This window comes from Pseudoalteromonas luteoviolacea NCIMB 1944, from assembly GCF_001625565.1.
In the GTDB taxonomy this organism is placed as follows: domain Bacteria; phylum Pseudomonadota; class Gammaproteobacteria; order Enterobacterales; family Alteromonadaceae; genus Pseudoalteromonas; species Pseudoalteromonas luteoviolacea_F.
In genome coordinates this window covers 1-22,117 of record NZ_AUXS01000057.1, presented here as the reverse complement: position 1 = coordinate 22,117, position 22,117 = coordinate 1, and the positions used below count along the sequence as shown (strand labels likewise).

Below are 22,117 nucleotides of genomic sequence, written 5' to 3'. Positions count from 1 at the left end.
GGGATGACGGTATGGTGCAACGGGTTAATGACAGCGAACGCAGTGAGTACATTTTTTGAGAACTTCTGTCACCCTGAACTTGTTTCAGGCTCCAGTGTTTATGGACGAAAATACCAAAAAACGTCACTGAACTTGGTTTCTTCTTACAAGGCAAGATGAAGAGCGTCGTTTTGCATAAGATAACTACGTATCGGTTATAAGCTTTACATGGATCCCGGAGCCAGTCCGGGATGACGGTATGGTGCAACTGGGTAGTGACGGCGAACGCAGTGAGTACATTTTTTGAGAACTTCTGTCACCCTGAACTTGCTTCAGGGTCCAGTGTTTATGGTTTTACTCCAAAAACTAACACAGAACTTCTTTATAGAAGCCAGATAAATAATCATGTAATTAGCTATATTTTATGCTTGTCCCATCCATTAAACATAAAGGTACTCACAACCATAACAATGACATAAGGTGCTTTGCTGAATCATGCCGGTTTTCATTTCTTATAGTGTCAACTTCGTCAAATATCGGCTCCAAATTTATCGGGTGATCGGTGATCAATAGTAAATGCACAGTTGTTGCAATTTGTACGGATAGGATGAAGATCTAAATACAGTAGTAGCGTTTTATTCTCAGGAGCTAAAAAGGATTTTAAAATAAGAGAGGGAGCTTAGAACTTGGTACGACCGAGTGGATTCGAACCACCGACCCCTACCATGTCAAGGTAGTGCTCTAACCAACTGAGCTACGGTCGTACAATAAAACTATATAACTTAACGATGTTAAGTTGGTACGACCGAGTGGATTCGAACCACCGACCCCCACCATGTCAAGGTGGTGCTCTAACCAACTGAGCTACGGTCGTACTATAAAATGTTACTTAATTTAGTTAACGTTGGTACGACCGAGTGGATTCGAACCACCGACCCCTACCATGTCAAGGTAGTGCTCTAACCAACTGAGCTACGGTCGTATCATAAAACTGTTATATAACTTAACTAAATTAAGTTGGTACGACCGAGTGGATTCGAACCACCGACCCCCACCATGTCAAGGTGGTGCTCTAACCAACTGAGCTACGGTCGTACAATGTGCCGTGTTTCTTGGCAACGGCGGCTAATATATAGTGCTCTGCGAAATGGATCAAGTAACTTTGCTAAATTTTTGTTTGTCTGCGGTTTTTTCGATCACAACGGACTAACTTTGCACACTTTGTAGAAGTTTTGCCACCAGTAAACGTGGCTTTTGGCGGATTGCTTTAGCTCGGCTATTAATGGTGTGACGACATTAGGGTAGTCTTGTCCGCCAAATTTATCTGTAAAAGTTTGAAAGTGAGGCTCAATGTCGTGTAAGCGTTTGGCAAGCTGTGATTGATAAGCCTGAATATCTTGGATATAGAACTTTTGAAATACGTTGTTGAGTACCTGAGCGCGCTTTTTGTTTTTACCAGCCGGGCAGACTTTGCGCTCTAACGCCAAAGAGCTAAGCCATGCCGTGGTTGTTTTGTTCCAAGCTATTTGGACTCTGGTACTGGTGATCAAACTTTGCACATAACTATTGTTATTAAGCTTCTCAAGTGCATCTGTCAGCATAGTGCCATTGGCTTTGTTTGGTTCGTTTAAATCCTTTATTAAGCTTGTCAGCGTATTTAACGCTTCTAGGGCATGTATTTCCCCTTGGCTGGTTTCACGCTGGACTTCACTGAAAGTGAGCGTAAAAAACTGGGTAAGTTCTTTTTCATGGGTAAATACATAAGCGAGCATAGGGTAGAGCTGCGCAAGTTTTTCTTGTCTTGCAAGCTCCAAGGCTTGTTGCACATCTTTTGGTGTTCTATCGTCATCGATGCATGCTTGCGCGTATGCAATGAAGTTAAGTGCATACTTAAATTGTTCGCTAGGTTTAGCAAGCTTGCCTAGTTGATTGTTGTGATTTGCAATGTGTGTAGAAACGCGGCAATGCCCGAGTTTGGCAAGATCTATCACAGATATTGTATAACTAGATTTCGGCTTGTCGATGGCTGAGTGTGGCAACACACTCAGCGCTTCAATAGATAACCCATCAGTATCGAATACCTTTCCTAGGCGTTCGGTATATGTTTGATTCGTGTCGCTGGGCGCAGGTGTGCACCCTAACAAAACCGTGCTAAGTGCTATAAGTAGCAGTTTGCATTTCAACGAGTTTTCTCCTCACAAAATATATCAGCATCACAGCAGCTACTGTAAGACCAACTATAATGCCGACCCAAAAGCCAGTCGGTCCCATCGCAGGCACTATTAGGTCTGTTTTTGCCAATACGTATCCAAGGGTAAAACCGATTACCCAATATGAGATAAAGGTAACGCCAGTAATAGGCTTGGTATATCTTAGGCCCCGTAAAACACCATTTGCAGCAACTTGCAGCGCATCGGGTAATTGGTAGACACAGGCGAGTATAATTATACTCGATGCGAGCATAGCGACTTCTTTTTCTTGTGTATAAAGCCAGCTAATATCATATCTAACCAAGTAGGTACCGAGTGCCACAATAGCAGCAACACCAACGGCCAGTATAAAGCTGGTGTAGGTTGCATTGACCAGTCGTTCAATATTGTTTTGTCCACTGATATTGCCAATTCTTATACCTATTGCCATGGATAAACTTAGCGGTAGCATAAATAAGATCATGGTTACACTTGCAGCAACCTGATGTCCAGAAACGGCTACTGCACCTAAATCAGCAATAAAGAGTGGGATACACGCAAATAAAGTCACCTCAAAAAAAGTGGCAAACGAGATAGGCAAGCCGAGTTTAGTTATTTGCAAAATGGTTTCTTTGTGCGGCTTCATAAAGTCACTGAGCAACCATTTGCCTTTTAGTTGCTTGCTTCTTAGGCTGTAGCAAATTTGTGCAATAGCCATAGTCCAAATAACGATGCTGGTGGCAACACCGCACCCGGCGCCTCCCAGTGCTGGCATACCCAATTTGCCGTATATAAAAATGTAGTTAGCGATAACGTTAATCCCTAAACCAAGTAAGCCAATATAAAAAGCAACCTTGGTGTTACCCATGCCTTCAGTAACATTTCGGTACACAGAGAAGATCAAAAACGCTACCAGTCCATATTTAACATAATCGATATAATCTTGTGCCATTTGCGCAATCTCAGGACTTGCGCCCGTACTGGCAAATAAATACTGTGTGAAATAGCTGGCTATAAACCCTAAAGACGACAGCATGACAGCTAAATATAAGCCTTGCTGGAAGTAACGTTTAATACTGTCATGATCATTGGCCCCGACACTATGGGCAACCATACTGGTGAGTGCCAATAAAATAGCCTGCAACGAAAACATCAGTGGGTTGAGTGCCCCAGTAGCAATGGAAAGTGCTGCCAAGTCGTTTGGACTAACTTGTCCTGCCATCATGGTATCAACTACAGACATCATCACGAGGGTAACTTGGGCTAATAGAACGGGTGTGGCAAGTCTAATTAACTTTTTGGCTTCCCAGAGTTCAAACTTCATCCTAAAACTCAGTAATTTCAAAAACTGCATTCTATTGAAGTTTGTGATGTTTATCTACGAAATAAGTGTGTAAATATGTTTCGACAGGGCTGGGCATCAGGTAGAATGTCGGCATAATTTTTACCTCGGAAAAAACATGTTTACTGGAATTGTTCAAACTCAGGCATCTGTTGTCAGTGCAATATTAAATGATGGCGTCATGCGCTTGGTGTTATCTGTTGGCAATGAGCATTTGCAACAACTCACAATAGGTGCCAGCATTGCTGTGAATGGATGTTGCTTAACCGTTGTGCAATTTGAAACGAGTCAATCCGATGTAGTTGGACAAGTAAGCTTTGATGTCATTGATGAGTCTTTGAAATTAACCAATTTGGGCGAACTTAAGTGTGGCAATAAAGTGAATTTTGAGCGTTCGGTGACGTTTGGTACTGAACTGGGCGGGCATATTGTATCCGGGCATATTCATGATATAGCCACGGTAGACTGTGTCGTTAAAACGGCTGAAAATGTGAAAATAAAACTGCTGTTGGATGCAAGCTGGGCCAAGTATGTTTTTTACAAAGGGTTTATTGCAGTAAATGGCGCTAGCCTCACTGTCGGTGAAGTTGATGAAGACGGATTTTGGCTTCACCTCATCCCTGAAACTCTATCTATTACAAATATTGGTAAAGTACAAGACGGTGACAAGCTCAACATTGAAGTCGATCAGCAAACTTACACTATCGTCAACACGGTTGAGCACTACCTGCGAAAAAATACGTTGAACCCAATAGGCTAAAAGATTTGTTCGTCGTCACTGTCGATTCTTAACTCCAATTTATTGATGGCTTCATCAATGTGCATGTTTAAATGAATTGGATTGCAACATGCGGCACAATCTTCGTAGAAATCTTGGTCGCCCTCACTGATATCTAAGTCTACAAATATATGATGACCACAGTGGGGGCAGCTGATCCGTTGGTTATACAGCTGCTTCATAATATGGCTCCAACAACCGCCTGAACTCCTTTTCTTACTATAGCAGTTATTGCAATTATTACCGCAATGTTGCGGCTATTTTAGGATGTGCTCGATCTGTTGTTTTGATTGAATGACGTAGTCACCCGCAAAGACGTTAGCATGACAGAGTAAACTATATAACTGGTAGATCGGCTTACGTTGTTGATAGCCTTTGTCAATTTGGTACGCTTCATTGTATCCAGTGTAAAAAGCGTCAGGTAACTGAGCAAATAATTCGCTGTTGGCGATGTCGACTTCTCTATCCCCGTAATAACAAGCCGGGCAATATACACTGGGTTTATCATTCGAAAACGCGATATTACCGCGCCAAAAATAACCGTGTAAGAGAGAAGGTTGTACAGGATGGTTGACTAAGGGCTTGATGTATTCGACAAAGCTATCGATATCCACAAGCTCTATGTTCTTTTCATGTAATAATTGCAATTGCCAGGCAATGCGCTCTTCTGCAAAAAATACTGACCATTTCTTATGCCATTGATTTGGTTGTGAAAGGCCCAAGATATAATTGTCTTGTTCGAATCCAAACATTTCCTGCTCGTGGCGGCTGTGCATTTTACCAAGCGTGCTGCCACACAGGTACCAGTTTTGTTTGTCTGTTTGCGACGGTAACCACTCAAACACGCTAAAGCAATACTCAAGGCTAGAGCCAATCGTCACAGGGTCGGCCACTAAAAAATCACTATCACGAGTAAGCAATGTATGATTGTCCGCTTCGCACTCATAGCGCTCTAATGCACTAATGTGGTCAACCTTTACCAGAAAGCTGTGCCTGTCATTTTCAATTTTATAGTTTTTGGACTTGTGGTTGCTGGGGAGCTGGGTTTTTCGAGTAAATTCAAAATTGTCGTGAATCGCTTCACTGATGTACTGGTTTACTAGGTTCCACATAGTTAGCCCGGTGGCGAGTGAGCACTTGATCTAACTATGATCGATTTTCGCTATAACACAAATACTTGAGTGCAAATTTAAATCTAATAGAATAGCCACCAGTTTTGAAATGTTTTGGATGTTCACATTGAATAAAAGTGTTATCACCAACCTGATGGCTGCAATGTTAGTTGCTGTTGGCTATGGTTTAAATCATGATCTGCTGTTCACCATGGGACTGTTTGCGCTTTCAGGCGCTGTTACCAACTGGCTTGCAGTACATATGTTATTTGAAAAAGTCCCCGGATTGTATGGTTCAGGCGTTATTACCATTAAATTCAAAGAGTTTAAAATTGCCATTAAAGAGCTCATTTTAGATGAGTTTTTTAATCAAGATAAGTTAAAGAGCTTTGCTGAAAAAAACCAGGTCGATATTGATTTGAATCCAGTGATAGAACATGCAGATCTATCGATTGCCTTTAACAAACTTGTTCAAGTGATAGAAGGCTCTCAGTTTGGCGCAATGCTAGCGATGGTAGGGGGTAAAGAAGCCATTGAACCAATGCGAGATACTTTTACCGATAAAATGAAAGAGGCTTTGTTAGAAATGAGCGAGCAGCCAGATTTTAAAGACAAAATATCTGGAGTGTTAACGAATGGACAATCTCTTGAATCAATTCGTACGGCAATTGAGCATGCGGTAGATGAAAGGCTCAACGAGTTAACACCGGTGATGGTTAAAAATATCGTACAAAACATGATCCATACTCATTTGGGATGGCTTGTTGTATGGGGTGGTGTATTTGGCGGGTTATTCGGATTGATCGCCAGTATCCTCTAACTTGACTCAACTAGGTGTGCATAGATAACGAATTTATGCACACCATTTGATCAGTCATTATTTAGAGCCAGATAAAACGACAGGCAGTGTTGACTCAGTTTGTGCAATATCTTTGATAGATGTTTCAGTTTCTATATCAATTTTCATAAATTTGGCGGTACGCGTTAAACTGTACATATGAGCAAATTCACTTAAATTCATGTCGTTGCATTCGAGTTTATTGGTAATACGTACTTTGGCGGTGTGTTGTCCGCGCATCGCTTTAAGCATGATATGAGGGCGATCAGAGGCGAAAGCCATACATAGTTCAGTAGCATGGCTGTCATCAGCCGCAACAAATTCAACGGCGTGAGCGTTTGATACAGATACAAGCGCAGTCAGTGCAGCAGCGGTCATTAGTACTTTCATCGTTATTCTCCAAACAGATTTTTAGGTGCGATTCCACTAGAGTATTGTTCTGAACGACTCAAAATGCTGTAAGGGAAGATTGTACGAATGTAAGGAATTATGTATTTGTATTTTTGCTTGTGTAAGTACATCTAATTAAAATAAAAAAGCCGTACTAACTTGTTTCAAGCTGACAAAAAAAAACTTCAGATATTATTTTGTTAACAGACCGGTAGCGTGATGTTTCGACGTATTTAGCAGCTTTTTCTCCTTCTATTAAAACCTATTTCAAAAGTATGTCGAAGTATGTAAAAGTGTGTCTAAAAAACAACCTGAGCAATCATAAGTCGTGCCTGATTGTTATACAATATTGCAATTTCTCACGTAATTTATCGTAATTTATGGCATTTTGAGGTTTTTGCATCGAAATTTTTGTGAATTTTCGCTACAGTCTCTTTGATAACTACAGTCACAAAAACTACAGAGATGAAAATATGAATATGTTCAAACCCTCTGTGATCGTGCTTGCTCTAAGCACAGCTCTTTTAGGTTGCCAGCAAGACACTGGTCCTCAAAAAGATAAAGTCACAATCGAGAAAAACCCTTACCCAAGTACTTATAAGCCTCATTCAACTTCAAGTACCTTAATCACAAATGCAACAGTTCTGACCGGTACTGGTGAAAGAATCAATGATGCTGATGTTTACATCGTTGACGGTAAAATTAGCCAGGTTGGCAAAGATTTGTCTGTGAGTGCAGACACGACCATCGATGCGGCAGGTAAGTGGGTAACACCAGGCATCATCGACAACCATTCACACTTGGGCGCATACCCAAGCCCTGGCGTTGAGTCTCACCAAGATGGTAATGAGATGATCAACCCGAATACAGCTCAAGTTTGGGTAGAGCATTCGGTATGGCCGCAAGATCCAGGTTTTAACCGTGCGCGTGAAGGCGGTATTACGTCATTACAAATCTTACCAGGCTCTGCAAACTTATTCGGTGGTCGTGCAGTTACACTAAAAAATGTTCCGTCTGAAACCATGCAAGGCATGAAATTCCCAGATGCACCGTATGGCCTAAAAATGGCGTGTGGTGAAAACCCTAAACGTGTATACGGCGGCCAAGGCGTTGCACCTACAACACGTATGGGCAACATGGCAGGTTACCGTGAAGCGTGGATTGAAGCGTCAGAATACAAGCGCGCTTGGGAACAATATGAAGCTGAGTATGCAGCTGGCTTAAACCCTGATGCACCTCATCGTGACATCAAGCTAGATACGTTACGTGGTGTACTAGATGGCGAAATCTTAATCCATAACCACTGCTACAAAGCAGAGGAAATGGCCATGATGATCGACCTTTCTAAAGAGTTTGGTTACCACGCGGGTACTTTCCACCACGGTATTGAAGCATACAAGGTTGCTGATCTTCTGGGTGAAAATGGTAACTGTGCGGCACTTTGGCCAGATTGGTGGGGCTTCAAAATGGAAGCATATGACATGTCTCTTGAAAACGTCGCCATTGTTGACGCTGCTAAGAACTCGTGTGCTGTGATCCACTCTGATTCTGATACAACAATTCAGCGTCTGAATCACGAAGCTGCAAAAGTTATGTACTCAGCCAATGAAGTTGGTTTTGACATTAAAGAAGAAGATGCCATTAAATGGATCACCTACAATGCAGCTAAGTCTCTAGGTGTCGAAGAGCTTACAGGTTCTATTGCAGCAGGCAAACAAGCTGATGTGGTTATTTGGGACCAAAGCCCATTTAGCGTTTATTCAAAAGCTGAGAAAGTATTTATCGATGGCGCAAAAGTTTATGATCGCCAAGACAGTAAATACCAAGCAGTAAGTGATTTTATGTTAGGTCAGCGCTAGGGGAGCAACAATGAACAAGTTTAAATTATCTATCCTAACTGGCGCGTTGCTTAGCTCTTCGGCGGTATTCGCTCAAGTAACAGCAATTACCAACGCCACGGTGCATACACTAACCAGTCAAGGCGTGCTTGAAAACGCAACTGTTGTTATCGAGAACGGCAAAATTAAAGCGGTGAATCCTCAGTCATTTAATGCTGATGTTACAGTGGATGCACAAGGGAAAATTTTAACGCCTGGCCTTATCGGGTCAATGAACCATCTAGGTTTGGTTGAAGTGGGTGCTGTATCTCGTTCTGTAGATGCATATGACAAGTCAGGTCTTGAGTTTGATCCAAGCTCTGCGTTTAACCCCCGTTCAAGCCTTATCCCATATGCGAGAAAAGGTGGAGTAACACAGAATGTAAGCGTGCCTTCTTTACCTTGGGGTGAAAGTGGTGTGTTCTCAGGTCTTGCTTTTGTCGCTGACTTATCTGGTGAATTTGGCAGTGTGACAGATCGCAAAACAGCGCTTATTGTCGACTTAGGCGCAGTGAGCGACGACGGCTCTCGTGCTGCGTCTGTTCAAGCTTTCTCTAAAAAGTTATCTGAGCAAAAAGCAAAGCTAACCGCTAAAAAGGATAAGAAAAAAGACAAAGATCCTTCAGCGGAAGAAAAGTTACTGATCCAAGTTCTTAATGGCAAACTACCGATAGTGGCCTCTGCATCACGCGCCTCTCAGCTACTAGAACTTATCAAACTGAAAAAACAGTTTGGCTTGAATCTTATCATTGAAGGTGCAGACGATGCGGTGCTTGTAAAAGATGAGTTAGCTAAAGCTGAAGTACCTGTGATTGTGAGCTCAGTATCAAACCTACCAACTGGTTTTGACGCGCTACATGCACATCTTGGTAATGCTGGCGAGCTTGAAAAAGCGGGTGTAAAAGTCATTTTGAATGTTGCTGGTGACGGTAGCCACAATGTATATCAAATGCGCTACAATGCTGGTATTGCTGTTGCAAATGGCATGACACATCAAGGCGCCCTTAAAGCGATGACAGTAAATGTTGCTGATGCTTTTGGCATCGAAGGCGGCAAAATAGCAAAAGGTGAGCGTGCAGACGTTGTTCTTTGGACTGCGGATCCGTTCGAGTTTAGCACTCGAGTTGATAAAATTTGGATCAACGGCGAGCAGGTAACAACTGAATCACGTCATGATAAATTGCGTGAGCGCTACACTACAGACTCATCAATGCCACGTGGTTACACGAAATAACCTGGCATAGATTCATTAAGGCGCCTTATATGGCGCCTTTTTTATTGAATGGTAAATTAAATTATAGGTGTGCATTCTGAACTCACTTCCCGGCGTGAATACACATGGCTTTCGTAATCGCAAAAACAAGTAACTTAGGTAAGTCGGAAGGGACTGCTGAGTAAAGTAGGTGTTAGAAACCAAAAAAGAGAGAAAAGGCCTCTCTTTGATAATTATTAATACGTGATTAGCATTAAGCCCTGTGGTGGTGAGCTTTAAAGGGCCAGTCGAGTCATTTAAAGCTCGACCGGCTCAATGCATTACTTGTAAACAGTGTAATCAACTTCTAGGTTGATATCGTTTTCACCGGATACAACCCATACTTGAGTACGCTGAACTTCACCTACTGGGCTGTGACAAGTCACAGTTTGTCTAAACGCAGGACCAGAGTAGTTATATACTGCATTTTCTAGCGCATAATGGTTTGTGTGGAATAGTGGTGTGCTATCGTAGCCATTGAATACGCGTGACTCGAAACCGTCATTCATTGTTGAAGAACAGTAAGTGTCTTTGTTTTTGTTGTCGATGTGTAGTGATGATGTATAGCTCACCTGCTCATACCATCCGCGGCCGCCACAGTGTGAGCTTGCACCTGTACAATCTGGTCTTTTGTACTCACCAACGCCAGCTAGGTTTGTATCCCATGTGATAACAGGCAGCGCTGAGAATTTATGGTATACCTTGAATTGCTCACCTTCTAAGTTTTGGCAATTCAAAGCAAGAACGCGGTTGCGTTTGAGTTGTTCGTCAGTGAAACCGTTATTGAAATGAACAGTATCAACCATGGTCGCACCAATGCCGCCTGTGCCGATATTGACAGTCCCATATTGCTGACCAGTTAGTTCATCGAAAATATAGCCACTGGTACACTCAGAGCCAGCTTCCTTATAGTACACCCAAGCTTCAAATGTACGTGCACTTAAAGAATCAGTGACAATACGATCAACAGCGCCATTTGCGTATGTCGTCGTTCTGTTGTAGCCATCAATATCTTGAACAGAAGTTTGAGCAAATGCTGAAGTTGCTAAAAAGCCAGTTGTAAGCGCTGCGAGTAATTTTAGTTTCATTGGAACTCCATTGTTTTTTAAATACAGGACTTTATTCGCCCTGGACTACGGTCTGGCGCAGAAGTTAACTGCCTTATTACTTAGCATTTAACACTCTGATACATGAATATATTCATGCGCCGAATTCTATTTAATCTGCAAAGTAGATATACACGCCTAAATGAATAGTTTGATATGTACTCTCCCGGTTAACATCATTACTTGGCTTTAGCTGGGCTCTAAAACCTTAAGTTATATGTTCAACCGTTGCTGATTGCCAAATAACCTAGCGACTAATTTTTATTGTGTAAACCCCCTGAAAATTCAAGCGCTTTGATAATTATTTTCATATCTGAAACTTCTAATTTAAGAATTTTTTATGCTTAACCTTTTTGCTTTTGTTTACTTATATATTTCAATAATGAGGTTTTTTGTTGTTATGAAACAGTTTTTAAATTATGTAAGCTTATGAAATATAATGATTGAACTTTATTAACTAAAATAATTGAGGGAATAGTGATTAAATGCCTTAAAAAAACAAGGTTGAAATAGGTGTGCGAATTTTGTTCTTTTGGATGTGAAGAGGATATGAATTTGGAATTTTAAACAATGGTGAGTTGACAATTGATGCAAAAAAACAAATTTAAAAAATATAAAAATATTTTTAACTTTTGATCTGAATCTATTTTTGCGTAGTGCAACGTTCCAAAATGATTTGCATCACCTCACTGAAATGGTACAACAAGGGATTGCAATACTGAGTAAATAGCATATGTTCTTGGCCCCCGAAATTCTGACGAGCATTAAACAACACCGCGCCTTGTTTCGCCTAGTGGAAAGTGGATCATAGACTATGTGCTGCGAATACACTTAATGCTAATGACACGCATTTAAATTCCTAGTAAAGTGGCTTTGTATTGTGCTCATAACAAAGAAAGATGGCACCTGTACTGGTGCGGCAATTGAAAAATGGTATTTAAAGGCTACATTGAACAGGTTGTTGAACAAGGCTGTTGGTAAAAAAGTAAAGTTGAGGTTTTAAAGTGTGTTAATTGATGTATTACAAATCAGCTATTTATCGAGTGTCGTTGTGGTTTTTTTGATAACAGTGTCACTCATATCCATACAACAAGGGCTACCAAAATTACAACGACTAGAACTTGCATTATGTTGGGTGATGATCCTTTCGCCGGCAGTTGAGTTTATGAGTTTACTCGATTTTGAAATCCCTTGGCTCGTGGTTGCATTTATTCATGCATCTCCTCTACTATTGGGCCCTTTGATAGAGCGCTATCGAAATGAAACAGATAGTAGCTACGTTGCACACTGGCGATCAGTTATTCATTTTGTCCCGTTTGTGGCTTTTTTCACGTACCGTCTATTTGATTCCACAGAAGTAACACCTGCAGTCGGCGTTCTTTATTTGACCCAAATCATTTACTATCAAATAAGCTTAATTAAAGTAAAGGGGCTTTTCCAAAGTTCAGTAGCACCGCAAAATAAAACGAGCTCAATGCTTATTCCGCAAAAACTTTTGATGTCATTTTACTTTTTGTTTTCCGCTGCTGGTGTCATTCAAATGGCTGGCTACTTCTTTAATTTTGAGCAATTATGGTTGTTGTTACACATAACAAATACATTTGTGTTTATTTATGTAGTGTTGTTATGCCGCGGATATATAAATTTGCTATTAAAAAAGTTAGAGAGCCTAAATCAGTCGTCATATTGATGTAGTATAGATATCCAATTAAGGTATTTGAGGTAATACAGTGACGCATAATAAAGTGTATGTACTGCCTGGCACCATGTGTAATCAAAGGCTTTGGGAAGCGCTAAGTCGTGAGCTGAACCACCAAATTAAATTAGTGCACTGCGAGATCCCTAATGCCAATAATCTGGATGAACTGTGCGAGAAACTTTTTAACGATATCGTCGCTGATCTCGTAAGCTCTAACCCAGAACCACATGCGCCGATTTATCTTTTGGGCTTTTCAATGGGGGGCTATCTTGCAGCATATATTGCGAGTAAGCACCCTCAGCAGGTCAAGCGTCTTTTTGTCGTTGCTAACAGTCCAACACAGTTGCTCGCTGACGAATTGTCATCTCGACAAGCCATGCTTTCATTTATAGAAAAAAATGGATATGCCGGGATCAGCGTTAAAAAAGCGTATGGGCTCATTGATCGAACTAGTGAGCTTGGTAGTACAAGTATTGTTGATACAATTCAGTTAATGGAAAGGGAACTAGGCGAAATCGCGTTAATTAACCAGTACCGATGCACCAACGAGCGTATAAACTTGCTACCTCAATTGCTTACACTAAACATACCTATCTACTTTTATTACAGTAAAGCGGATAAAATAATAAATCACCATTGGTTTCAGAAATTGGCACAAACCCACCTGAATGAGCATGTTTATGAAGCCTGTGGCAGCGGTCACATGCTTCCTCTTGAAAAGCCAAAAGAGCTTGCTGCACTTGTCAGCTCGTGGTTAACGTGCTCCATAAATAATTAGCGCCCAGAGCTAGGGGACCTTTGCTCCTAAAAAGCCCAATATTTACTGTCCAAAATTGCGAGTCGATAAAGGCTGTTAATTCGTTTCTTTAAATATAAAAATATATACTATGGCGCCAGTGGATTTGGAAAAGCACCGCGTATATGAATTCAATACCACAGGCCTATTGTCAAACAACTTTTCAGAGGTAGATCTGAGAGCGTGGTTACTTGTCGACAACCAAACTTAGGAGGGGCGCGAGATGATATTGAGAATATTGGCAGCAGTGCTAGGAGGATTTTTGGGAATAATATGTGTTTTGCTATCTGTTATTAAGAGTGAGCCAGTGTCAAGTCTGGTAATAGAGGTCAGCTCTTGTCTCATATTAGCGCTAATTTTCATCTATTACGCTGTCACTGGAAAGGAGCTTGTTTCAGAATCCTTTAAGAAATATTGGTAAACTATAGGGCTAAATCTATACCTTAATCAGCTCAAAGGTAAAAAGGGCTACGCAGGTTATAAATACTGCAGTACTCTATTGAAATTTATACCATAGTCCGTCATGGTAATAACAGGTAGACATGTAATATTTTAAGGAAGTTATGTATAAAACACTCGCTGTTTCAGCCCTTTTTTTGAGCAGTAGCAGTTTTGCTAGCATGCTAGAAGAAATAAATTGCGAAACACATGACCCATCATTACAGCCCTATAAAACAAAGTTTACTTGGAGTATCGAAAGAGAGACCCTCGATATGTCAATGGAGGAGTTCATTGTCAAATTAGCAGCTGCGCACCCTGACGTAGAGCCGATACACAGGCGCTGGATATTGAAATTACTCGATAAAAAAACAGGGAAATATAGTAAAACTCAGGTTGTCAGGTCATATCATGATAAGGGAGGGAAAAACTATAAAATCGAAAAGGTTACGGTCCAACCTCCGTGGGTTGTTAATTTCGACGGCGAAGTTTTGATTGGCACTGACAATGGTGAATTTGGCGGAGAGCTGCTAAGAGTTGATAAAGCCAACAACATGACTTTACTAGAAGAAATGAACGTTGAGGATGTTTATAAAATGCCTTTTGGTGTGGTAGTGACATCGGGTCTGGCTCATCTATCGTCAAACTCTGGAAAAATTAGCCTGCTCACGCCCGATTTCAAAATGGAAACACTATTTGGCCTAATTGGCAGCCCTCAGTCTTCTTGGTTACTAAGTAATGGTGATCTTCTTATAAATAGTTATCCAAAAGGCAGCCAAGTTTTAACCCAAAAAGGTTACCTAAAGCGCGTAAAATGCGCCACAAGCCAATAAACTTAGTTATCATCTAAAAAGACTAAGTTTTAAATTAAAAGGTAGTGATTGAAAATAAGGTCAGTATTTGGCCACCGAGAGAACTCTAAGAGTATTATAAGGATGAAATATGATTAAATATGTTTATGGCGTTTTGTGTATTTTAGGCATAGTTTTGCCGTTTAGCATGTTGATCCCTTGGGTATCTGAAAACGGGTTAAGTGTAGTGAAACTTTATACCCAAATAAGTGAAGACCAGATTTCATCATTTGCATGGTTAGACGTGCTGATCTCCGCCTTTACCCTAATCGCTTTTATATTGTATGAAGGTAAGCTGCTCAAAATGACTAAGTTATGGTTGCCTGTCATGGGCACTATGGCGGTTGGTGTTTCATTTGGTTTGCCATTATTTCTATTGATGAGACAGTGCCACTTAGAGCGAATCGAGTTAGCTGTAGGGCATAATAATCGCGTTATAAATTGATTTATGCGTATTGCGTCGGCATTTTTGTGATGCCTCTTCACTAATTGAACATCGTAATTTACGATGACACTTACTCATCAAATATGTATTCATTTTGACTTTTTAAAGCGTCTATAAATATAACTCTGTTCAAACTAAAAAGGATATTTTAAATGCAATTTAAAACACTTAGTGTTGTTACGGCAACAATTGCTGGTTTTCTATTTGTAGCATTGCTGCTTTTCCCAGAGTTCATGTATTCTTTATTTCAAATTCCTCAAACCGAATCAGCCTCTTTCATGGCTCGTCGGGCTGCCATTCTATTTTTAACACTTGGTATCTTGTCTTGGTTGATGCGCAATGCAGAGCACTCTGAGTCAAGGCAAATGGTATGTTTAAGTTTTATTATCATGATGTTTGGCTTAGCTATTTTAGGGACGTTTGAATATGTTCGAGAGTATGCGGGAGTGGGGATTGGGTTGGCGATTGTTACTGAGCTGGCACTTGGATTTGCATACCTCAAAGTATACTTTAATACTCGGCATAGATTAAATAGACAGAATCAATGCGCGCAATGAGTGAGATCGCATTAGAGCCAATTACCAATATATTTATGGCGGATTGGCGTAACTGAAAGCCCGATTTACACCTCCCTGTTAACGAGGCGCCTGTAAACTAGAACTTTATAATTTAGCTTGATAAGAGGTAGGCTCCGGATCCCCAAGGCTTTCACGTGAAGCTTTTCGTTTTAATTAAAATGCCAGAGCCACACCATTTATTTCACTTGTTTGAGAGATTCAAACAAATATGCATCCAAAAATTCTTGTCTAAATGAACCATTAAAACGTCCTACAAACCGGTCTTGGAAGATTTAAACAAGTGGACTCCGTTAAAGCGCTTTATCGTTTATAAAGGCAAGTTGTTCATTAATCACTCACACCCTTTATTGTTAAATAAATTAGTCATTGTATTGTGCCATTTTAATAAATAATTATTGACTTAACATTTTGTGGTACTTTATTATTAGCACCCGGTAAAGTTGGAGTGATTCGTTGAATGACGCTGAATCAGCTTATTCTTCTCGACAACGCATTATCACTAATGGGTGATGTGTTTTTTTGTCTGCTTCTTCCTAAAAAATATTCACTTCAAATTTATTTTTTCTGTATAAAATCACATGGAGAAGTTGTGAAAAATAACGAGCAAGATATATTCTTATCTGGCCTGCAGTGCATTGCCGTAATCGGTAAATTTCATCGTATCAATGTTAATATTGAAGACTTATACGCTCAATATAACCATCAAAAAATAACCGAACTTGCTTTAACTGAGACTCAGTTGCTTCGAGCTGCTAAATCAACGGGGTTTAAAGCAAAGTTCATCTCAATAGATTTAGACAATATCAATGAGCATAGTTTGCCAGCGATTGCTAAGAAAGCAGATGGTCGTTATGCGATTGTTGCAAAGATCAATGACAAAGGTGTGTTGATACATGATTTATCGAAAGGAAATGCACCAGAAGTAATGAGCTTTGCTGATTTTAATAAATTTTTCATTAATGACTTTTTATTTTTATCACCAAGAGAGCAAGTTATTTCCGAAAAAGCCAAATTTGGTATTAAATGGTTTATACCGGCAATTAAAAAGTATAAAAAACTTTTTATTGAAGTATTGGTCGCGTCATTTTTTATACAACTGTTTGGCTTAGCATCTCCAATATTCTTTCAAGTAGCCATTGACAAAGTAATGGTACACAACGGTCTTACAACATTAAATGTATTAGCCATTGGCTTTTTCTGTGTCATATTTTTTGAAGTACTGCTTTGTGCAATGCGAGCCTTCTTATTTAGCCATACAACCAATCGAATTGATGTCGGGCTCGGCAGTGAAATTTATCAGCATATGTTAAAGTTGCCATTAGCCTATTTTAAATCGCGAAGAGTGGGCGATACTGTTGCGAGAATCAAAGAGCTCGATAGTATTCGAGAGTTTATGACAGGCACTTCTCTCACCCTGATCCTAGACTTGTTTTTCACATTCGTATTTTTTGCGGTCATGTTTTATTACTCAAGTGACCTTACATGGATTGTTGTTGCAAGCCTCCCGTTTTATTTTTTCATCGCATATCTGCTGGGTCCATCTATTCGTGCCACTTTAGAGAAAAAGTTTAGACATAGCGCTGAAAATCACTCTTATTTAGTCGAGTCTGTTCATGGTGTTGAGACCATTAAATCGATGGCCGTTGAGTCTGCGATGAGTAACAAGTGGGACGAAAAATTAGCACAGTATACAAGCGTATCTTTTAAAGCGTTTCAGTTGAACAACTTATATAGTCAATCTTCAAACTTTATAACTAAAACTGTTGGCTTATTAATTTTATATTTTGGATCATTGGCCGTGACTGAGGGAACTTTAACCATTGGCCAGTTCATCGCCTTTAACATTCTAGCACAAAGAATTGCCGCACCAATCATGCGATTTGCCAATGTATGGCAAGACTTTCAGCAGGCAAAAATCTCTATTGAACGTTTAGGTGATGTGCTCAACACGCCGACTGAATCAGGCACAAATAGCAAGCTAGAACTACCAAAATTACGAGGAGAAGTAATTTTTGAGCATACTTCTTTTAGCTACTCGCCTGAAAGAGCCAATGTATTAAATGATATCAATCTAAAAGTTTCAGCAGGTGAAGTAATAGGGTTAGTAGGGCGCTCAGGCTCTGGAAAAAGCTCACTGACTAAACTGGTGCAAAGACTATATTTACCGAACTCGGGCAGAATTTATATCGATGGTGTTGATATCAATTTGATCAACCCTGCTTGGTTAAGGCCTAGAGTTGGCGTTGTGCTACAAGAAAACTTTTTATTTAGCGGCACGATTCGTGAAAATATTGCACTCTCTGATCCCTCGGCTTCCATTGAGAGAGTGATTGAAGCTGCGCAATTAGCAGGGGCTGAGGAATTTATTTTAAAACTGCCTGAAGCTTATGATACTCAAGTTGGTGAGCAAGGTTCAGCCTTATCGGGCGGACAGCGTCAGCGCTTAGCCATCGCAAGGGCGCTGTTGTCAGATCCAGCAATACTAATTTTTGATGAAGCCACTAGTGCTCTTGACTATGAGTCTGAGCGCATCATTCAACAAAATATGCAAAAGATAGCCAAAGGCAGAACCGTTTTTATTGTGGCGCATCGCTTGTCAGCGGTTAGAGACGCAGATCGTATCTTAGTACTAGACAATGGCCGTGTCGTTGAGCAGGGTGATCATAAACATCTACTTAAATTAGAAGGTATTTATGCACATTTAGCGAGCCTGCAAGATAACAAGGTCGCGCAATCTAAAGCGCCCAAAAGAGCGATTGTATAATGAGCAAATTGATTGTAAATACCAAGCTCATCGAGTTCTTACCCCCAGTATTAGAAGTTCAAACTGCACCGCCGCCTAAACTGGTGCGTGGAGTACTTTGGACACTCGTTAGCTTTTTTAGCTTGGCAATTATTTGGGCCATAGTTGGGCGTATTGATATTGTTGCAAAGGCACAAGGTCAGTTAATACCGCTACAAAAAGTCAAAGTGATCCAGCCATTAGAAACTGGCTCAGTACAGAAAATACATGTTGAGGATGGTGACAAAGTTACTAAAGGTCAGGTACTCGTATCATTAGAGTCTGTACTGGCTGAGTCAAATTATAGACAAACCCAGCAGTCGTTAGCTAATTTTGAGCAGCAACGGTTAAGAAGGTTACAGCTATTACAGCTGGTACAAAATGCACAAATATTTGATGATGTGAGCCCTGCGTTAACTACTGAACACAAACAACTACTAAACGCAGAGTTTATACAATATCAAAATGAGCAAGCTGTGTATGATGCGAAATTGTCGCAATTAGAAGCTCAACTTGCAGGCGCAAAAGCCAAGCTTGTGCAGCTAGATAAAATTTTGCCTTTGCTCAATGAGCGAGTTGACTCGCTAGAATCATTACAAGACCAAAAACTTGTCGCTCGAGCGACTTACTTAGAGCTTAAACAGCAAGCCGTACAGCAACAAGAGCAACGTCTAATTGAACTAACCAATGTGAGTTCAATTAACCATGCCATTAAAACAAACGCCCAAGAGCAAAGAACCCACTCAACTGAGCTTCAAAAGTTGCTTCACTCAGAAATTAGCCAAATCAACGAAGAGATTTTAACGCTGCAGCAAGAGCTTGAAAAGCAACAGTATCTCACAGAAAAAAATCTATTGTTAGCGCCTGTAAACGGTATTGTCGAGGCGTTACAGCTATCGACCATAGGAGAAGTGGTCACCCCGGCGCAACAATTATTAACCGTAGTGCCTGACGATGATGAGCTTATAGTGAATGCACAGCTACTAAACAAAGATATTGGTTTTACCTTTGTAGGGCAAGACGTTGTGGTCAAAGTAGACAGTTTTCCGTTTACCCGTTATGGCGCAATCACGGGTGAAGTGACTGAAGTATCAACCGATGCAGTTAAAGACGAGCAGCTCGGTTTATATTTTCCGATTAAAGTGCGTCTTCACAGTCAGCACATTAATGTGGAAAACCGGAGTGTCCCCTTAAGTGCAGGTATGAGCGTCAATGTTGAAATTAAAACCGGCAATCGCCGCATTATAGAGTTTTTACTTTCGCCCATTATTCAGCACTTAGATGAAGGGGCAAGAGAGCGTTAAATCAGAATAAACAGGAAGTAGAGGTTACGATGTTTAAAAAGTTCAGTTTGGCATTAGTCAGTAACCAATATGTCTATACACTTTTTCAAAAAAGCAAAATCAAATTTATATTATCGTAGGATTAACATGTATAAATTTAAAAAAATTATGGGGTTAATTACAGGGGTTTTTAGTTTGAGTTTATATGCTCAAGCTAATGATTTCCCTGAATCAAAACGTGTTTTAAATGATCTTTGTATTACATTATATAGTCAAAAGGATTACCTTAAAGCGCAAGCTTGTTTTATGGAACAAGTTAATCGCAATGCGAAAAACTACCATGCGTTAGGTAATTTAGCCCTTGTTAAAATAAAAAATGGTGATTTTAAAGGGGCTATAGAGACAGCTGATATTGTTTTGCAGCAAAGTAGCAACAGTAAACAGCAGGCTAGTGCTGCCTATAACCAAGGGCTTGCTTATGAGCGTTTGAAAAATTATGAGGCAGCGCTCGGCGCTTACAAAAAATCTAATCAGCTTTTTTCGACCAAAGCCAGAGCTAGCAGCGTTCAGAGACTAGCGCACGCCATAGCTGATCACAAACAGGGCACTGTAGTTGCTAGTAACTCTGTGGCCAAAACACACACACCACCCCATACGGGTAATGAGCAGCATCAGCCTCGTTTTAAACTCTCCAGAAATCATTTAGATAATGGATTGTGTGAAGCCTTTTTAGCAGAGCTTAACCAAAGCCCTTGGGATGAATTACTTAAATGTAAATTACCTACCATACATAACCCGGATATTAAAGAATTGGTGTTTACACCAATTCAAGGGGAAAGAATTAAAGAAATTGATCAACTGATATACCGCGGTAGACAGACTTGGGAGCAAGCTTGGCCAGATAGAGAAAAAGATTATCAGCTAGGCTACTTCCGACTAGGTGAAGCATTTTTTGATGCCAATAATGATGGTAAGAAAGAACATGTCATTCGAAGGTTAATGCCTTTACAAACTTGTAGACCGCTTGAAAAAGGTGAGGCTGGTAATGATGTGGATGTTGTTAGCATGTCAAGGAACCGAGTTAAGCAATGGGAGGCCATGACAAAACAACAACAGATACAGCAAGCCCAAATTAACGGGTTTTACAGTAGTTACACCATCTTAGAAAAGAATTTTAAAAAAGGCACTTTTAGTGCTAAAGGTCGATTTTTAATATATCAGGATAAAATATACCCGACTTACCCTAGTGGGATGAGCTTTAAGAATATACCAGACCTTAATCATAGCACCTGGTTTTCAATTGCTGAATTTTCAGGGCATATCAGTTCAAAAAATACCTACGGCGCCACTCCGGTATGTTCCTATAAGTTAAATGATAAAAAATAGAGAGTTAAAATGAGTTTATTCACCGAAATTAAAAGCCATGAAGACGCGGTCAAAGCTATTTATCTTGATTCAAAAGGCATTCCGACCATTGGCGTAGGTTTTAACCTCAGAGAAGAAGAAGTACTAGAGGCCATACTCGAACAGTTTAATTACTCTACAACGTCGCTATCAGAGACTGACTTTAATGCCTTAAAAATAAGTTTGGAAGCTATATTTAGAAAGGAATGGACAGAGTCGAATAAAGATGATCGAATAAAAGAAGTTAACGATGTTTTAAAAATCTACCAGGCGGATGACAAACGGCTTGATAACTCCATTCCAGAGGAAACCTTTGTTTTTCCTGATGACACCAGCAGTATGGAAGCTGTATTCAATGACATCCTACCTACTTACCAAAAGTTAGCAATTGACGGACTAGATAATAACCTGGATGGAGATAGAGCTGCTGCACAAGCAGTATTTGATGGTTTATCAGATAGGAGAAAGGCAGCGCTGATTTCTTTGACCTTTAATGGTGGCTCTCCTATGGTGGGACCGAGTTTATCAAAGGCTTTGAAAGATAAGGATTGGGCTGAAGCATACTACGAAATAGCCTATTCAAGTAACTCAAATACCGTTAATGGTGAAAAAGTACGCATAAATGGTTTGCACAACCGCAGATTAAAAGAAGCGTCAGCCATGATTGAAGGGATCTCGATTGCAGACAAGCAGAAACTTTACGAAAAGCTATATGAAAAAAGAGCAGAAATCACAAAATATATTGATGAGTTACAAGCTGATAAAACAAATAATGTTTATGAGCCAATAACTAAAACCAGACGTGACGAATTATTTGCTGCCCTTAATGATCAAATGACGACTTTAACTGCTGAACTTGCGGCAGAAAATATAGAGGTTATTGCATACACCTTTAAAAGTGCAATTGATGATTCGGGTAATCCAGGAGATGGTGGTTCGGGTGACAATGGCTCGGGTGACAATGGCTCGGGTGACAAT

19 protein-coding genes and 4 tRNA genes are annotated in these 22,117 nt (G+C 40.3%); 13 read left to right on the top strand and 10 right to left on the bottom strand.

What is annotated here, in order from left to right; all coding sequences use genetic code 11:
- Positions 1–666 precede the first annotated feature (666 nt).
- The 6 genes from N483_RS20855 to N483_RS20830 all read right to left on the bottom strand — a co-directional run bounded on the left by N483_RS20855 (position 667) and on the right by N483_RS20830 (position 3,492).
- A tRNA-Val gene (locus tag N483_RS20855) sits at positions 667–743 on the bottom strand.
- A 33-nt stretch (positions 744–776) separates the two neighbouring features.
- A tRNA-Val gene (locus N483_RS20850) sits at positions 777–853 on the bottom strand.
- 31 nt (positions 854–884) lie between these two features.
- Positions 885–961, bottom strand: a tRNA-Val gene (locus N483_RS20845).
- A 36-nt stretch (positions 962–997) separates the two neighbouring features.
- Positions 998–1,074 (bottom strand) — tRNA-Val (locus tag N483_RS20840).
- 101 nt (positions 1,075–1,175) lie between these two features.
- Positions 1,176–2,162, bottom strand: a complete 987-nt coding sequence (locus tag N483_RS20835; protein WP_023399948.1) for a DUF3080 family protein — start codon at positions 2,160–2,162, stop codon at positions 1,176–1,178.
- Positions 2,131–3,492: an MATE family efflux transporter gene (locus N483_RS20830; protein WP_023399949.1), complete on the bottom strand. Its 1,362-nt coding sequence runs from the start codon at positions 3,490–3,492 to the stop codon at positions 2,131–2,133. Before N483_RS20830 ends, N483_RS20835 begins: the two co-directional genes overlap by 32 nt.
- 136 nt (positions 3,493–3,628) lie before the next feature.
- Here N483_RS20830 and N483_RS20825 point away from each other — a divergent pair, with 136 nt between their 5' ends.
- On the top strand, positions 3,629–4,270 hold the full coding sequence (locus tag N483_RS20825; protein ID WP_023399950.1) for a riboflavin synthase: 642 nt from the start codon (positions 3,629–3,631) through the stop codon (positions 4,268–4,270).
- On the opposite strand, the gene N483_RS20820 is transcribed toward N483_RS20825, so the two are convergent.
- Complete coding sequence (locus N483_RS20820; protein WP_023399951.1) at positions 4,267–4,470, bottom strand: CPXCG motif-containing cysteine-rich protein; 204 nt, start codon at positions 4,468–4,470, stop codon at positions 4,267–4,269. The genes N483_RS20825 and N483_RS20820 overlap by 4 nt on opposite strands.
- A gap of 75 nt (positions 4,471–4,545) precedes the next feature.
- A complete protein-coding gene (locus N483_RS20815) occupies positions 4,546–5,400 on the bottom strand; it encodes a fructosamine kinase family protein (RefSeq protein WP_023399952.1) in 855 nt (284 codons plus the stop codon).
- A gap of 127 nt (positions 5,401–5,527) precedes the next feature.
- Between N483_RS20815 and N483_RS20810 the strand changes: the two genes are divergently transcribed.
- A complete protein-coding gene (locus N483_RS20810; protein ID WP_036976557.1) occupies positions 5,528–6,220 on the top strand; it encodes a hypothetical protein in 693 nt (230 codons plus the stop codon).
- Positions 6,221–6,277: 57 nt separating this feature from the next.
- Here the strand turns inward: N483_RS20810 and N483_RS20805 are convergent, their stop codons facing one another.
- Positions 6,278–6,628: a DUF3718 domain-containing protein gene (locus tag N483_RS20805; RefSeq protein ID WP_023399954.1), complete on the bottom strand. Its 351-nt coding sequence runs from the start codon at positions 6,626–6,628 to the stop codon at positions 6,278–6,280.
- Positions 6,629–7,101: 473 nt separating this feature from the next.
- Here N483_RS20805 and N483_RS20800 point away from each other — a divergent pair, with 473 nt between their 5' ends.
- Together N483_RS20800 and N483_RS20795 are read left to right on the top strand one after the other, a co-directional pair.
- A complete protein-coding gene (locus N483_RS20800) occupies positions 7,102–8,487 on the top strand; it encodes an amidohydrolase (RefSeq protein WP_023399955.1) in 1,386 nt (461 codons plus the stop codon).
- 10 nt (positions 8,488–8,497) lie between these two features.
- Positions 8,498–9,739 (top strand): amidohydrolase family protein, encoded by a 1,242-nt coding sequence (locus N483_RS20795; RefSeq protein WP_023399956.1) that lies wholly within the window; start codon positions 8,498–8,500, stop codon positions 9,737–9,739.
- Positions 9,740–10,038: 299 nt separating this feature from the next.
- Here N483_RS20795 and N483_RS20790 read toward each other — a convergent pair whose 3' ends face one another.
- Positions 10,039–10,845 (bottom strand): hypothetical protein, encoded by an 807-nt coding sequence (locus N483_RS20790; RefSeq protein WP_023399957.1) that lies wholly within the window; start codon positions 10,843–10,845, stop codon positions 10,039–10,041.
- 1,024 nt (positions 10,846–11,869) lie between these two features.
- Between N483_RS20790 and N483_RS20785 the strand changes: the two genes are divergently transcribed.
- The 9 genes from N483_RS20785 to N483_RS27320 all read left to right on the top strand — a co-directional run.
- Positions 11,870–12,553, top strand: coding sequence for a hypothetical protein (locus N483_RS20785; RefSeq protein ID WP_023399958.1), 684 nt, complete (start codon positions 11,870–11,872; stop codon positions 12,551–12,553).
- A 40-nt stretch (positions 12,554–12,593) separates the two neighbouring features.
- The gene (locus N483_RS20780; RefSeq protein ID WP_023399959.1) at positions 12,594–13,340 is read left to right on the top strand and encodes an alpha/beta fold hydrolase; all 747 of its coding nucleotides are present in this window, start codon (positions 12,594–12,596) and stop codon (positions 13,338–13,340) included.
- Positions 13,341–13,921: 581 nt separating this feature from the next.
- Positions 13,922–14,629, top strand: a complete 708-nt coding sequence (locus N483_RS20770; protein WP_023399961.1) for a hypothetical protein — start codon at positions 13,922–13,924, stop codon at positions 14,627–14,629.
- 109 nt (positions 14,630–14,738) lie between these two features.
- Entirely contained in the window at positions 14,739–15,092 is a 354-nt protein-coding gene (locus N483_RS20765; protein ID WP_023399962.1) for a DUF2834 domain-containing protein, read from the top strand.
- A 152-nt stretch (positions 15,093–15,244) separates the two neighbouring features.
- On the top strand, positions 15,245–15,649 hold the full coding sequence (locus N483_RS20760; protein ID WP_023399963.1) for a hypothetical protein: 405 nt from the start codon (positions 15,245–15,247) through the stop codon (positions 15,647–15,649).
- 610 nt (positions 15,650–16,259) lie between these two features.
- On the top strand, positions 16,260–18,434 hold the full coding sequence (locus tag N483_RS20755) for a type I secretion system permease/ATPase (protein ID WP_231105484.1): 2,175 nt from the start codon (positions 16,260–16,262) through the stop codon (positions 18,432–18,434).
- A complete protein-coding gene (locus N483_RS20750; RefSeq protein WP_023399965.1) occupies positions 18,434–19,756 on the top strand; it encodes an HlyD family type I secretion periplasmic adaptor subunit in 1,323 nt (440 codons plus the stop codon). Before N483_RS20755 ends, N483_RS20750 begins: the two co-directional genes overlap by 1 nt.
- 126 nt (positions 19,757–19,882) lie before the next feature.
- Positions 19,883–21,121 (top strand): tetratricopeptide repeat protein, encoded by a 1,239-nt coding sequence (locus N483_RS20745; protein ID WP_063383384.1) that lies wholly within the window; start codon positions 19,883–19,885, stop codon positions 21,119–21,121.
- Positions 21,122–21,130: 9 nt separating this feature from the next.
- Positions 21,131–22,117: glycoside hydrolase family protein (locus N483_RS27320; protein WP_196764418.1), on the top strand; the 987-nt coding region annotated here is incomplete at its 3' end.

Bases quoted from the DNA above. Each gene is read 5' to 3' on its own strand.
- N483_RS20750 (WP_023399965.1), top strand. From the start codon at position 18,434: ATGAGCAAATTGATTGTAAATACCAAGCTCATCGAGTTCTTACCCCCA.
- N483_RS20820 (WP_023399951.1), bottom strand. From the start codon at position 4,470: ATGAAGCAGCTGTATAACCAACGGATCAGCTGCCCCCACTGTGGTCAT.
- N483_RS20825 (WP_023399950.1), top strand. From the start codon at position 3,629: ATGTTTACTGGAATTGTTCAAACTCAGGCATCTGTTGTCAGTGCAATA.
- N483_RS20770 (WP_023399961.1), top strand. From the start codon at position 13,922: ATGTATAAAACACTCGCTGTTTCAGCCCTTTTTTTGAGCAGTAGCAGT.
- N483_RS20830 (WP_023399949.1), bottom strand. From the start codon at position 3,492: ATGAAGTTTGAACTCTGGGAAGCCAAAAAGTTAATTAGACTTGCCACA.
- N483_RS20815 (WP_023399952.1), bottom strand. From the start codon at position 5,400: ATGTGGAACCTAGTAAACCAGTACATCAGTGAAGCGATTCACGACAAT.
- N483_RS20790 (WP_023399957.1), bottom strand. From the start codon at position 10,845: ATGAAACTAAAATTACTCGCAGCGCTTACAACTGGCTTTTTAGCAACT.
- N483_RS20795 (WP_023399956.1), top strand. From the start codon at position 8,498: ATGAACAAGTTTAAATTATCTATCCTAACTGGCGCGTTGCTTAGCTCT.
- N483_RS20745 (WP_063383384.1), top strand. From the start codon at position 19,883: ATGTATAAATTTAAAAAAATTATGGGGTTAATTACAGGGGTTTTTAGT.
- N483_RS20805 (WP_023399954.1), bottom strand. From the start codon at position 6,628: ATGAAAGTACTAATGACCGCTGCTGCACTGACTGCGCTTGTATCTGTA.
- N483_RS20800 (WP_023399955.1), top strand. From the start codon at position 7,102: ATGAATATGTTCAAACCCTCTGTGATCGTGCTTGCTCTAAGCACAGCT.
- N483_RS20765 (WP_023399962.1), top strand. From the start codon at position 14,739: ATGATTAAATATGTTTATGGCGTTTTGTGTATTTTAGGCATAGTTTTG.
- N483_RS20760 (WP_023399963.1), top strand. From the start codon at position 15,245: ATGCAATTTAAAACACTTAGTGTTGTTACGGCAACAATTGCTGGTTTT.